Raw genomic sequence first — 12,627 nt, 5'->3', positions numbered from 1 at the left:
CGGACCGGCTGTTGCGCCGGACCGGCGGCGCCGCTCAGATCGCGCGCGGGCCGCGGGCAGCGCGCAGACCAGTGCGGGTCGGCCCGGGTCGGCCCGTGACGGGCCGGATCAGCGCCGCGTCCACACCCACCCGCTGCGCGAATTCACTCAGACCGGACGTACCGCGGTCCATGCTGAGCAGATCCGCCGTCGTCGACCGAACCGATTTGTGCCGGTACACCTGCTCGGGGGCGAGCAGCTCCGCCTCCAGCAGCAGCGCGAGTGCGCGTTCAGGACTGCGCCGCTGCGCCCAGGCGCGAGCGGTATCGATGAGCAATCTGCCGTGTTGCCGGGGTGTGAGCCGTTCCCGATCGACCCTCCCCGCCAACCTGATCGCGGTGCCGGCATCCCCCAGCTCCACCGCGGTGGCGACCTCGTGCAGATCCACTGCGGCCGGCCCGAATTCCGTATGGTGGTCGTCGCGTTCCTCGCCGAGATCCGCTGCCGTCGCGCGGGCGGCGGCGAGCATCGCGTACGCGTACTCGGCCTCTTCGGTTTTGGCCGCGACGAGCGCCAGCTGCAGGGTGAGCGCGCCGTAGACGCTCGCCGCTCGTGGTCCGGCCCCGCCGAGAAGTTCCCCGAGCACCTCCCGCGCGCTCTCGGCGGTGTGTTTCGCCAGCTCCAGGCGGTTGGAACGCTGGAAGACGAGTGCGAGACGAAAAGCGCCCGCAGCCATCATGACCGGATCCGCGGCCCGCTGCGCGGCGGCGATCGAACGATCGGCGGATACCCACGCGGCATCGAACTGCTGGAGGTCGGCGAGCGCGAGCGCATAGGCCTGGTAGGTGTCCGCCAGGCATAGTTCGGCCCGGCGGGAACCCGCGTGCGCCACCGCGTCCTCGAGCTCGGGCAGCAGCGTTTCGAGTAGATCCAGCAGATCGGTGTAGCGCCCCAGGCTTGTGAACGTCCACGCCGCGGCGGCGCCTTCTTCGAGCCGATCGAGGTCCGGGTCGGCCCCGGCGCCGGACGCCACCGCCCGCAGGGCGTGATTACCGGTCAGTAGCAGTCGCAGCGGTACGGCGTCGGCCGGGACCTGTTCCACCTGCGCGGTCGGTGCGGACGGCGCCAGCTCGGCCACCGGCATATCGAGCACATCGGCGATCCGTTCGAGCACGTCGAGCGCCTTGACCGGGCGGACCCCTCGTTCCACCTGTGAAACCCATGCCTCCGATCGTTTGATCAGCGGCGCGAAATCCCGCTGGGACAGTCCTTTCCGCGCCCGGTAGTACGCGATCTTGCGGCCGATTCCGGCGTCGTGATCGGACATCAGACGAGCACACCTTTCGCCACGGAAGGGCGCGGATATCCGGTGGCCCTATATCCGGAGAGCACGCACCCGCGAGATTCCGGCATCGAGTCGGCAACGGCCGTGTTCGCCGATTCGTGCATATCGAAGCGTGGCACCAGTTCTCGCATATCCGGCTCCTCCGTCGCGACTCCGGCCGGCGCCCCGTGGGACGACAAGCTCTCCACAAATGCTGACCAGCATTTCGCTACCACCGGGGCAGCAAAATCGATTCACAGCCCGCCCGAGCCGGGCGCAGTCGCCTCGGACCGGACCGCGCGCGGCCCGGGATCACCGGACCCGCTGCGAAATCCCACCCCGCGGTCCGATGGCCACTTTATATCGACAGACACGCGGAAAACACGGTCGATTCCCGCCCACGGGATCTGCCGGTGGGCGCGGACCGGATGCCACACCGCGGGTTCCGCTCCGACCGCCCGGATCCGATAACGCCGCGCAGGGTGCGAGTAGCGGCGCCGGATCAGTGGCGCTAATATAAGTAAAAACTTATCAAGGGAGGAAGAGATGGGTTTAATCAGCGATCCGGCCGCCGTCGCGGGCCTGGTCACCCGAGAGGTACGCACCGGCGAACGAGACGGGGCGGTCACCCGGATAGCCGTGGCGCGGCGTAGCTACGCGACCGATCCGGACGATCTGTGGGAGACACTCACCGATATCGACCGGATTCCGCGATGGTTCCTACCGATCACCGGCGAGTTGACCGTCGGCGGCAGATACCAGCTCGAAGGAAATGCCGGCGGCGTGGTCGAGGAATGCGAACGGCCGAAACGCTTCGCGGTGACCTGGGAGATGGGCCCCCTGATCTCCTGGCTCGAAGTCCGGCTCGGCCCCGGCGCCGACGGGACCGAACTGGAACTGGTGCACGAAGCTCCCGTCGATCCGGATATGTGGACGCAATTCGGCCCGGGCGCGGTGGGTGTCGGCTGGGACCTGGGACTCATGGGCCTCGGACTGCACCTGGAAACCGGAGCGGCCCTGGACCCGGCGGCCGGAGCGGAGTTCCCACTCACCCCGGAGGGGCTGGTGTTCGTCCGGGCCGCTTCCGATGGATGGGCAGCGGCCGCGATCGCCGACGGCGACGATCCCGAGCAGGCCCGTGCGGCCGCCGAGGCGACCACCGGCTTCTACACGGTCGCCCCCGAGGGGGAGTAACGATCCGATGACCCACCCCTCTCCGGCGCGCGTGTTCGAAGCGCTCGGCGACCCGGTGCGGCGCACGATACTGCGACTGGTGTCCGGCGGCGAACGAGCCGCCGGCACCCTCGTCGACGAGATCCGCGCGCACACTCCGATCTCGCAACCCGCGGTCTCCCAGCACCTCAAGGTGCTGCGCGAGGCCGGACTGGTCCGGGTGCGCTCAGCAGCCAACCGGCGGTTCTACGCCCTGGAACCGGCGGGAATCACCGCCGCCCGGGAATGGTTGGCCGACCTGGTGGACCCGCTGACGCCGTTCGCACAACCCCTCGACGCCCTCGCGACCGAAGTGGCCCGCGGCAAACGCGAACGCCGCGAGAAGTCCACCGGGGCAACGCGGTCGGATCGCCCCGGCCGGACCGCCTGACCGTCCGTTCACCGGTCGCTCCGGGCCGGCGCCTGGTATACACCTGGGATGCGGAAATGGGTGGCAGGCGCGGCGACAGCCCTGGTGGCGGTACTGGTCGTCGTGGTCGGCGGCTACTTCCTGATCAACTCACGGACCTACCAGCTGGCCGGACGGCTGGTGGATCGGGTGGACACCGACGAGAAGATGGTGGCCCTGACCCTGGACGACGGCCCGTCCGAGCACGCACCCGAAGTGCTCGGGCTCCTCGCCACCGCCGGTATCCCGGCCACCTTCTACGTCAACGGCCGGGATCTCGCCGCCCGGCCCGACCTGGGCCGGGCCATCGTCCGGGCCGGTCACGAGCTCGGCAACCACACCTACAATCACCGGCGGATGGTGCTCGTCTCGGCCGAGACCGTCGCCACGGAAGTCGAGGGCACCGATTCCGAGATCCGGGCGGCCGGCTACCGGGGCGACATCACCTTCCGTCCGCCCTACTGCAAGAAATTGTGGGCCCTGCCGAATTATCTGGCCGACCACGACCGCACGACGGTCACCTGGGATGTCGAACCGGAGGACGGCAACACCTCCACCGAATCCCTGGTCGCTGCCACCGTGGACCAGGTGCGCCCGGGATCGATCGTCCTGCTGCACACCATGTACGAGTCCGGCGCGGCAGCCCGGGCGGCCATCGTCCCGATCGCCGCGAAACTGCACGCGCAGGGGTACCGCTTCGTGACGGTCTCGGAGCTGCTCGACCCGGACAGATCCGCACACCCGTGACACAAGCTCCGGAACCGCGATCTTCTCCGGCGACCCCACCGGCGGGTAGGTTCGGGACAGAGCCGCGCGGCGGGCGACCTTCCGATGGCACCCGCGGCCGCACGATTGTTCCACCGGAGAGGGCGATGTCATGGTTTCGCAGACGCGACCACGGATAACCCCCGGCCGCCTCCGCGAGCTGGGTCCGTTCAACTGGGCTGCCTGGCAGGTGCTCTCGCGGGCTTCGGGAACCGCGGACGCCCAGGTTTTCAGCACCCTGGGCCGGGCGGGCAGGTTGTTCCGCGGCTGGCTGCACTTCTCAGGAATGCTGATGCCGGGCGGACGGCTACGCCGCCACGAAACCGAACTGGTCATCTTGCGCGTCGCCCATCTGCGCGACTGCGAATACGAGACCGACCACCACATCCGCCTCGGGCGCCGGGCGGGGGTGACGCCGGAGATCCTGGAGCGGATCCGGGCCGGTGCCGAAGCCGAGGGCTGGACCGACAAGCACCGCGCCCTGCTCACCGCCGTGGATCAGCTGGTCCTGACCCGCGATATCGACGACACCGCCTGGGAGCGGCTTTCCGCGCACTACGACGACCGCCGCCTCATCGAAATCGTCCTGTTGGTCAACCAGTACGAAGGCCTGGCCGCCACCATCACCACCCTGCGCATCCGGCGCGACGAATTCTGACCGCCCGGAACAGTCACACCGGCCGGCGCAGCCGCGCGTAGACCTCCTGCTCGTGCCGGGCGATCCGGGGTCCCGGTGGTCGGCCGGGCCCGCGTTGTCGTAGGGGTCGTGCTATCGGCGGGGGGCTCATCGGAATGCTCGCGGAACACCTCTACGGAACAGCGTGACCCGGTTCGGAATCCGGCGGTGGTGCTGTTCCGCCGGCCGATCGGCAAACGGAACAGGCCGGATCGCGATACCGAGCGGGCCCAGCCGGACTCGGCGGGCGGCTCGCAGGGCTAGTCATTGCCGAGACCCGCGAGGATGACCCGCAGGTTGCGACTCCATTGATCGCCGTCGGCCCGAAGGCCGATGGTATGCGCGTCGGTCGAGACCCCGGCCAGCAGGAACGCCACGTCCTGCCAGGCGATGTCCCGCCGCATCCGCCCGGCGGACTGCGCGGCTTCGACCAGATGCCTGATCCGCGTGCGTATTTCGGCAAGTAGTCGATCCAGGCCCGGGATACCGGCACCGCCCAACGCTTCATTGGCGCCACAGCTTTCCGCGCGCAATCGCACGTACACGGCGGCGAAGTCGGTGAACCCGCGCCAGGGATCAGGCTCGGCAAGCGCGCGATCGGCGGTGGAGATCATCTCGCCCAGCACTTCCTCCAACACCACCTGCAGCAGCGTCTCTCGCGAGGGGACCCGCCGATAGAAGGTGCCCTTGCCGACTCCGGCGCGCTGGGCGATTTCTTGCGCGGTGACTTCGACTCCGACCTCGGCCAATGCCGACCGTGCCGCGGTGACCAGGCGCTCGACGTTGCGGCGGGCATCAGCGCGGGGGATCTGACCGCCATCGCCGGAAAGCAATCGGTCTACGGCACTGGTCACATCCGCCAGCTTAGCAACTGGACTCTCAGGGTCCAGTTGAGTATAAACGGACTGCAAAGGTCCGCTTATGTGAGGAATGACCAATGGAGCCCATTCGAGTAGGCATTGTGGGCGCGAGTCCCGACCGTGGCTGGGCTGTGCGTGCACATGTTCCCGCGTTGCAAGCGCTCGATGACTTCCGGATCACCGCAGTCGGCACCAGCCGGGCCGACAGTGCTCAGCGTGCGCGGCAGCTGTTCGGCGCGGCGCATGCCTTCACCGATCCTCGTGAACTGGCCGAGCATCCCGAGGTCGACCTGGTGGCGATCACGGTGAAGGTGCCCGCGCACGCGGAGCTGATCCGCGCGGCGGTGGCGGCGGGTAAACACGTCTATTGCGAGTGGCCGCTAGCACTGAATGCCGCCGAGGCCGAATCGCTGACCGGGCTCGCCGAGGACGCGGGGGTGCGCCATGTGGTCGGCCTACAGACCCGATACGCGCCGGCGGTCGTACGAGCCCGTCAGCTGCTTGCGGAAGGGTTTGTCGGGGAACCTGTTTCGGTCACCGTGTACTGCGCACGTCAGATGGGTGCGGGCACACACGTGCCGGGTTGGGCTGCTTACACCCTGGACCGGAGCACAGGCGCGGGCGTCGTCGAGGTCGTCGGCGGGCACACGCTCGATGCGGTCGAGTACCTGATCGGCGATTTCACCGATCTGTCGGCCCGGCTCACCGTTCGCCATCCGCATGCGGTCATCGAGGACACCGGTGAGGCAATCGAGGTCACCAGCCCGAATCATCTGCTGCTCGACGCCGTCACGGCGCAGGGAGTCGTGATCTCGGCCCACATCCACGACTCCAAGGTCACCAACGGCCGCACCAGGATCGAGATCTCGGGCACCGCAGGAGATCTCGCGATCGTCTCCGACGCCAACGGCCCCGGTGGTATCTCGCTGAGCGAACTGCGCCTGTGGGGTTCCCGCGGCGAAGGTGAATGGCAGCCGCTGCAAGGTGACGATCCGCTGGCGGACATACCGTTCGGCACCGAAGTCGGGAACGTCGCGAGACTGTATGCGGCGGTGGCTCACGACGTTCGGACCGACACCACGACGGTCCCGACCTTCCACGATGGGGTCCGCATGCACTGCCTGCTCGACACTATCCGCAGCTCGGCAGACACCGCGACACGGTTGTCGATCGCTCGAGCGAGGACCGGCGCCTTCATCGCAACCCATCAAGGTCAGCAGGAGTAGGACAGGCTCGTGAACCAGCTGTGTACGGGGCCTCCGACGGGAGTCACGGAAGAAGCCGCTCAATGCGGCCAGAAGAGGGTGTCTCGCACGCACAGCGGCTCGACCGACCTCATCGGCAGCCGAGACGACCACCGGCCGAGCACACCCGCAGCCCACAGCGCTGACGCGGCGTCGGTGCTGGTCGAGATCCACGACGGTCTCCCCACTGCGAACGGCTCAGCGACCGCCGGTGAAGACGCTCGCCGGAACGAATATCCGGTGCCCGGAGTCGAGGTGGACCGATACCCCGTCCGGGGTCCATTGCACCGATTCGAGGACCGGATCACGAGTGCCGGTGATCTCGAAGTACACCGGATGCCCATAACCCATATCCGGGTAGCGTCCGACCATGATCGCGTCCGGCAGCCGCCGATGCAGCAGCCGGCTCTCCCGGCGCAACAACCCCACGTGGTAGACCGAGCCGTCGTATTCGATACCGGCGGGCTGGGTTTCCACCCGCAGCACCTCGGTGCGCACCATCCGGTTATCGGCGAAGACCGCGATCGGCACGGCCACGAACAACACCAGGGCCGCCACCACCCCGAGCAGCGGCCGCAACCCGGGCACACCGGAGCGTACGGGCGGTGGCGGTTCCGGAGTCACCGCCGGAATATATCCCGGGTGGGCCGCGCGTCGTCCGATGAGCCGGAAACCGGCTCGCGACGGGACCACGGACGCACGGCGCGAACCGTCGGCGACACCGGATCCACTGCCGCAACGGACCGGCCCGGTGCCCGTGCGGAACACGGGAACCGGGCCGGGAACGCGCTACCGGATCGGACTCAGAAGTTGATCATGTGTCCGGCGAGGCCGTGGATGGCCTCTTGCAACGCCTCGCTCAGCGTCGGGTGGGTGTGCACATTGCGGGCCAGTTCGTTGACCGTGAGATCCCACTTCTGCGCCAGGGTCAGTTCGGGCAGCAGTTCGGACACATCCGGGCCGATGAGATGGCCGCCGATGAGCTCGCCGTACTTGTTGTCCGAGATCAGCTTGACGAAACCGGTGGCGTCGCCGAGGCCGTGCGCCTTGCCGTTCGCGGTGAACGGGAAGGTCGCGACCTTCACGTCGTAGCCCTCGTCGCGTGCCTGCTGTTCGGTGAGACCGAAGCTGGCGACCTGCGGCTGGCAGAAGGTGGCGCGCGGCATCATCCGGTAATCGCCCAGGGTCAGCGTCTCCGCGCCCCCGATGGTCTCGGCCGCGACCACGCCCTGCGCCTCCGCGACATGCGCGAGCTGCAGTTTCGCCGTCACGTCACCGATCGCGTAGATACCCGGAACGTTGGTGCGCATATTGTCGTCGATCGCGATCGCGCCGCGATCGGTGAGCGCGACACCGGTGTTCTCCAGCCCGAAGCCCTCGACCCGGGGCGCGAAGCCGACAGCCTGCAGCACCTTGTCGACGGTCACGGTCTCGACCGAGCCGGACTTGTTGTCCTTGATCGCGACGGTGACCTTGGACCCGTCGTCGTCGATGGACTGTACGGCCGCGCCGGTGGTGATGGTGATGCCGAGCTTCTTGTACGCCTTGGTGATCTCCTTGGAGACATCGGCGTCCTCGTTGGGCAGCGCCCGGTCCAGGAATTCCACGATCCGCACGTCCACGCCGTAGTTGCGCAGCACGTAGCCGAACTCCATACCGATGGCGCCGGCGCCGACGATCAGGATCGAGCCGGGGAGGTCGCGGGTGAGGATCTGCTCCTCGTAGGTGACCACGTTCTGGCTCAGCGAGGTGCCCGGCAGCAGTTTGGTGTTGGTGCCGGTCGCGATGATGACGTTGTCGAAGGTGATCGACTCGGTGCCACCCTTGCTGAGCTCGACAGACAGTGCGTTCGGGCCGGTGAACGAACCCTTGCCGTCGTACTCGGTCATCTTGTTCTTCTTCATCAGGAAGTGGACGCCCTTGACCCGGCCGTCCGCGACCTTACGACTGCGGTCGAAGGCCGCTCCGAAATCGAAGGTCGCCTCCCCGCTGATACCGAAGGTTTTCGCTTCCTTGGTGAAGATATGGGCCAGCTCCGCGTTGCGCAGCAGGGCCTTGGACGGGATGCAGCCCACGTTCAGGCACACGCCACCCCAGTATTTCTGCTCGACGATCGCTGTTCGCAGGCCGAGTTGAGCGGCGCGGATCGCGGCGACGTAACCGCCGGGACCAGCACCGAGAACGACGACATCGTAGTGGGAAGTCACGGTGTCGAGCCTAACTCTCCCGGCTCCGGGCGGGGGCACCCACCTGCCTCCCGCCGCTGAGCACACCGGCTCGTGCGCACCGTGACGTCAGCGCCGTGACGGGCCGCGACCGTGCTGCCCGCCCGCCGGCCGATCCGCGATCGGATCCGCGTGAACGGGATCGAATGTGCGCATGGTCACCCCGACGGCCACCGCGCAACCGAGTAGAGCGACCGCGGCGCCGGCCGCCACCGGCCCGATCCCGGTGGCGGTGAGCGCGGACCCACCCGCGATCATTCCGGCCGGTACGCCCGCGGCCGTCAGGAAACCTTCGGCCGAGCTGAACACCCCGAGTTCCACGGTGGGCAGTCCGGCCTGAACAACCGACTGCCAGACGATCCCGGTGATCGAGACCGCGAAGCCCGCCATCAGACAGCCGGCGAACAGTGGAACCGGCCCGATCGTGCCCCGGGCGTAGCCCGCGACGGCGACCGACTCCAGCACCACGGCGAGGACCAGGGCGCCGGACGCGAAGCGCCACCCGAACCGCGCGGCGCCGCCGAGGACCGACAGCGACCCGGCCAGCGCGGCCAGCGCCATCCCTGTCGCGAGCGCCGCCCACAGCCCGCCCCCACCGGTCGCCGCGACGGTGAGCGCCGGACCGGCCACAGCCACCAGACCGATCACGAAGGACACCGCGAACCACAGCGCGACCGACCAGCCGAGCCACGGCGACCGGGCGACCGTGGCGCACAGCACCGCCCATTCCGCGCCCGGCACCGGCCGCGGACTGCCCACCGGCCCGCCGACGCCGGGTACCGCCCCGGCGGCGCGCCGCGCGTACACCAGCGCGAGCAGGTTCATCCCGAAGGTCAGCGAATCGAACACCAGGATCCACACGAACCCCACCGTCTCCGTCAGCATCACCGCCAGGGCCGGGCCGACCAGCACACTGATATCGGTGACCAGCGCGATCAGGGCATTGCTCCGGCGCAGTTCGGGCCCGGGCACCACCCTGGGCAGAACAGTGGACATAGCGGGTGCGTAGAAAGCGGTGGCCGCGCCGAAGAGCGCGGCCGAAACAGCCATGGCCGGCAGCGAATCACGACCGGTACCCACCAGCACCAGCGCCAGCCCGGCCTGCGCGATCAAGCGCACCACATCGGAACCGATCAGCACGGCGAACTGATCGCGGCGAGCGGCGACGACACCCGCGAGCGGTGTACCGGCGAACCGGCCCGCCCACAGGGCGATCAGGATGACGGTGAGCGCGGTGGCGGAGCCGAATACCTGTATCGAGTGGACGGCGAACGCCACCGGCACGATCCCGTCGGTGGCGCCGGAGCACGCGGCGCCCACGAATATCCCTCGGAAGGCGGGTATGCGCAGGGGCCGCAGACCGCGGCTCGGTCCGGCAGGAAAATCGTTGGCGGCCATATTCTCCGAATCCTGCACGGGCGGGTCGCGCGAGGAAACCGATTTTCCGCGGGCCCGTCAACCCAGGAGAAAGGCGACCAGGAAACCGACCGAGGTGGCCATCCCGACCCACCAGCCGCCTTCCCGGTAAGCCTCGGGCATCAGCGAATCGGCGAGCACCGCTATGGTCGCCCCGCCGGCGAACGCCTGGATCGCACTGATGTGGGTCGGTTCGAGGTGGTCGGACAGTAGGTTGCCGGCGACGGTCACCACCACGAGAACCGCACCGGTGAGCAGCCACAGCGTGAAAGCCTTGCCGGTGGAGACGTTCCGCTGCCGGTGCAGCAGTGCCGAACCGCCGATGGCCTCGGGCACATTGCCCGCTGCGATGGCGACCAGGAGCACCATTCCGCCACCCGAACTCAGCGAGACCCCGAGCGCGGTGTTCTCCGGAACTCCGTCCAGCACTGTTCCGAGCATCAGGGCCCAGCCCACCGCTCCCGCTCCCTGGCGGCGTTCGAGGAGCCGGTTCGCGATCACGTACACGGCCGCGCCGAGAAACAGTGCCACGCCCGCGGTGAATGCTCCCGCCTGTAGGAAGGCCGGTTCGAACAGTTCGTTGGACACCGCGGCGATCATGGTGCCCGCGCCGAAGGCCATGAGCGAGGCGAGCAATGGTTTGGGCAATGTGGTTCGCAAACCGACGATCGCTCCGATCAGCAATGGAATTGCGGTACCCAGCCCGTACAGCAGTGCGGTTCCCATAAGGTGAACACTATGTGTTGCCGGGTTGTTGCAATGGTCATGCCGGGCCGCCGGAAATTATTCTAGAATTCCCCTCTAAAATAACGCGTACCTGCACCGATCGAGATACTGTCCGGTTTGACAGTTTCCCGGCGACCACGGTTGCGGGCAGACAACTTTCGGCAAACCCGGACCGTGCTACCGCCGTGCTACGAAAGACCCGATCGATGACGACGGGATCAGGCTTTTCGGTATTGTTCTGCGCGATGTCACAGGAAGCGAATTCGGGACGAAGGTATGCCGGGCAGCCCGTAGAAGATCGGCAACGCGAGCGACGCGCTCGTTTTCTCGAATCCGGCCTGACGGTTTTTGCGAGAGACGGGTATGCCAATAGCTCGGTCGGCGCCATTTGCAAAGACGCGGGGTTGTCCTCGCGCCAGTTCTACGAGGAGTTCACCGGACGCGAATCACTACTTCTGGAACTCTTCGCGCTGATCGACCGGGAATCTCGAACCGCGGTGCTCGCCTCACTCGACGAGAGCACCGAACAGAGCGCACTACAGCGGATCGACAGCGCCATCCGCGCCTATGTGCAATCCATCGGCACCGATATGCGGCGGGCTCGGGTCGTGCTCGTCGAAGTGGTCGGCGCCGGGAGCAAAGTCGAGAAGATGCGCGGGGAATCGCGCCGGGCCTGGAGTTCGGTGCTCGCCAAGGCCGCCGAGGACGCCGCCCTGCACGGCGAGATCCCGACCGGCGACTACGACCTGCGCATGGTCGCCATCATCGGTGCCGTCAACTATGTGGTGGACGAATGGAGCGGAGCGCAGCCCCGGCAACCGCTCGACGAGGTGATCCGAGTGCTGAGCCGGATAATCGTGGGCGCCATCCGGGCCTGAGCACGGCGGGCAGGCCGTCCGGGGGTTCCGGCGGCTAGCCTCGACCGGGTGGAAACCGTTCCGATCCAGATGCCGGACGGCAGCACCGTGCCGGTGCGACTGATCCCGGCCACGGGGCCGCACCGGCATCCGGTCACCCTCGATGCGCCGCGCCCGGTGGTCGTACTGATACCCGGACTCGGTGTACCCGGCGAGTACTACGTCCACTTCGCCCGGGAACTCGCCCGCCGCGGTGTGGATGTCGCGGTGGGCGAACTGCGCGGTAACGGCGACAGCCTGCCGAAACCGAGCTCGGCCAGCACCTACGGCTATCACGAGATCGCCGCGGTCGATTTTCCGGCCGTCTTCGAAGTCGTGCGCACCCGCTTCCCGGACAGCACGCCGTACCTGCTGGGCCACAGCATGGGCGGGCAACTCGCGGCGCTGTACGCCGCGCGGATCCGCGGCCGGCTCGGGGGCTTGATCCTCGTCGCCTCCGGAACCCCTTACTACCGGGGCTATCGCGGACTGCTGGGACCGGGTGTGCTGCTCGGAACCGCCGCTGCGTCGATCACGGCCGGCCTGGCCGGATTCTGGCCCGGCGACAAATTCGGCCCCAACGGCTTCGGCCGCCAGTCCAAAGTGCTCATCTCCGATTGGGCCCGGCTGGCCCGCACCGGCAAGTTCGCCCCGGCCGGGGCCGATATCGATTACGAGGAACGGTTGTCCCGGCTGAAACTACCGATCCTCTCGATCACCCTGTCCGGCGACGATCTCGCCCCGCGGGCCTCGGCCCGGCACCTGCTGGACAAACTGCCCCACGCCGATACGACCACCTGGCACGAACCCCGGCCGCTGGGCCACAACGGCTGGATCCAGGACCCCACCACGGTGATCGACCGCATCGAGAAATGGCTCCGCGACCGATGACCCG

At 68.0% G+C, this 12,627-nt stretch carries 13 protein-coding genes; 7 read left to right on the top strand and 6 right to left on the bottom strand.

Annotated elements, in window-relative coordinates; translation table 11 throughout:
* Positions 1-34 precede the first annotated feature (34 nt).
* Entirely contained in the window at positions 35-1,306 is a 1,272-nt protein-coding gene (locus tag ACWCPQ_RS14065; RefSeq protein ID WP_449898351.1) for a helix-turn-helix domain-containing protein, read from the bottom strand.
* A 543-nt stretch (positions 1,307-1,849) separates the two neighbouring features.
* Here ACWCPQ_RS14065 and ACWCPQ_RS14060 point away from each other — a divergent pair.
* From ACWCPQ_RS14060 to ACWCPQ_RS14045, 4 genes are all read left to right on the top strand, one after another.
* Positions 1,850-2,497: an SRPBCC domain-containing protein gene (locus ACWCPQ_RS14060; RefSeq protein WP_449898349.1), complete on the top strand. Its 648-nt coding sequence runs from the start codon at positions 1,850-1,852 to the stop codon at positions 2,495-2,497.
* Between the two features lie 7 nt (positions 2,498-2,504).
* Positions 2,505-2,906: an ArsR/SmtB family transcription factor gene (locus ACWCPQ_RS14055; protein ID WP_449898347.1), complete on the top strand. Its 402-nt coding sequence runs from the start codon at positions 2,505-2,507 to the stop codon at positions 2,904-2,906.
* A 48-nt stretch (positions 2,907-2,954) separates the two neighbouring features.
* Complete coding sequence (locus tag ACWCPQ_RS14050; protein ID WP_449898344.1) at positions 2,955-3,671, top strand: polysaccharide deacetylase family protein; 717 nt, start codon at positions 2,955-2,957, stop codon at positions 3,669-3,671.
* A gap of 130 nt (positions 3,672-3,801) precedes the next feature.
* A complete protein-coding gene (locus ACWCPQ_RS14045) occupies positions 3,802-4,347 on the top strand; it encodes a carboxymuconolactone decarboxylase family protein (protein WP_449898341.1) in 546 nt (181 codons plus the stop codon).
* Between the two features lie 278 nt (positions 4,348-4,625).
* On the opposite strand, the gene ACWCPQ_RS14040 is transcribed toward ACWCPQ_RS14045, so the two are convergent.
* Complete coding sequence (locus tag ACWCPQ_RS14040) at positions 4,626-5,219, bottom strand: TetR/AcrR family transcriptional regulator (protein WP_449898339.1); 594 nt, start codon at positions 5,217-5,219, stop codon at positions 4,626-4,628.
* An 83-nt stretch (positions 5,220-5,302) separates the two neighbouring features.
* Between ACWCPQ_RS14040 and ACWCPQ_RS14035 the strand changes: the two genes are divergently transcribed.
* Positions 5,303-6,451, top strand: a complete 1,149-nt coding sequence (locus ACWCPQ_RS14035) for a Gfo/Idh/MocA family protein (RefSeq protein WP_449898337.1) — start codon at positions 5,303-5,305, stop codon at positions 6,449-6,451.
* 216 nt (positions 6,452-6,667) lie between these two features.
* Here ACWCPQ_RS14035 and ACWCPQ_RS14030 read toward each other — a convergent pair whose 3' ends face one another.
* From ACWCPQ_RS14030 to ACWCPQ_RS14015, 4 genes are all read right to left on the bottom strand, one after another.
* Complete coding sequence (locus ACWCPQ_RS14030) at positions 6,668-7,093, bottom strand: hypothetical protein (RefSeq protein WP_449898335.1); 426 nt, start codon at positions 7,091-7,093, stop codon at positions 6,668-6,670.
* Between the two features lie 179 nt (positions 7,094-7,272).
* On the bottom strand, positions 7,273-8,676 hold the full coding sequence (gene lpdA / locus ACWCPQ_RS14025) for a dihydrolipoyl dehydrogenase (RefSeq protein WP_449898333.1): 1,404 nt from the start codon (positions 8,674-8,676) through the stop codon (positions 7,273-7,275).
* A gap of 87 nt (positions 8,677-8,763) precedes the next feature.
* Positions 8,764-10,092, bottom strand: coding sequence for an MFS transporter (locus tag ACWCPQ_RS14020; RefSeq protein ID WP_449898331.1), 1,329 nt, complete (start codon positions 10,090-10,092; stop codon positions 8,764-8,766).
* Positions 10,093-10,149: 57 nt separating this feature from the next.
* Positions 10,150-10,836 carry a ZIP family metal transporter gene (locus tag ACWCPQ_RS14015; RefSeq protein WP_449898329.1) on the bottom strand — a complete coding sequence of 229 codons (687 nt, stop codon included), beginning with the start codon at positions 10,834-10,836 and terminating at the stop codon, positions 10,150-10,152.
* 206 nt (positions 10,837-11,042) lie between these two features.
* Between ACWCPQ_RS14015 and ACWCPQ_RS14010 the strand changes: the two genes are divergently transcribed.
* Both ACWCPQ_RS14010 and ACWCPQ_RS14005 read left to right on the top strand, forming a co-directional pair.
* Positions 11,043-11,714: a TetR/AcrR family transcriptional regulator gene (locus ACWCPQ_RS14010; RefSeq protein ID WP_449898326.1), complete on the top strand. Its 672-nt coding sequence runs from the start codon at positions 11,043-11,045 to the stop codon at positions 11,712-11,714.
* Positions 11,715-11,762: 48 nt separating this feature from the next.
* On the top strand, positions 11,763-12,623 hold the full coding sequence (locus ACWCPQ_RS14005; RefSeq protein ID WP_449898324.1) for an alpha/beta hydrolase family protein: 861 nt from the start codon (positions 11,763-11,765) through the stop codon (positions 12,621-12,623).
* Positions 12,624-12,627 lie beyond the last annotated feature (4 nt).

Source organism: Nocardia sp. NPDC001965, assembly GCF_053594175.1.
The sequence above is the reverse complement of the archived record's forward strand: the minus strand, read 5'-3'. Positions and strand labels throughout refer to the sequence as shown.

Coding starts and splice junctions, on each gene's coding strand:
- ACWCPQ_RS14065 (WP_449898351.1), bottom strand. CDS start 1,306: ATGTCCGATCACGACGCCGGAATCGGCCGCAAGATCGCGTACTACCGG.
- ACWCPQ_RS14060 (WP_449898349.1), top strand. CDS start 1,850: ATGGGTTTAATCAGCGATCCGGCCGCCGTCGCGGGCCTGGTCACCCGA.
- ACWCPQ_RS14055 (WP_449898347.1), top strand. CDS start 2,505: ATGACCCACCCCTCTCCGGCGCGCGTGTTCGAAGCGCTCGGCGACCCG.
- ACWCPQ_RS14050 (WP_449898344.1), top strand. CDS start 2,955: ATGCGGAAATGGGTGGCAGGCGCGGCGACAGCCCTGGTGGCGGTACTG.
- ACWCPQ_RS14045 (WP_449898341.1), top strand. CDS start 3,802: ATGGTTTCGCAGACGCGACCACGGATAACCCCCGGCCGCCTCCGCGAG.
- ACWCPQ_RS14035 (WP_449898337.1), top strand. CDS start 5,303: ATGGAGCCCATTCGAGTAGGCATTGTGGGCGCGAGTCCCGACCGTGGC.
- ACWCPQ_RS14020 (WP_449898331.1), bottom strand. CDS start 10,092: ATGGCCGCCAACGATTTTCCTGCCGGACCGAGCCGCGGTCTGCGGCCC.
- ACWCPQ_RS14015 (WP_449898329.1), bottom strand. CDS start 10,836: ATGGGAACCGCACTGCTGTACGGGCTGGGTACCGCAATTCCATTGCTG.
- ACWCPQ_RS14010 (WP_449898326.1), top strand. CDS start 11,043: ATGACGACGGGATCAGGCTTTTCGGTATTGTTCTGCGCGATGTCACAG.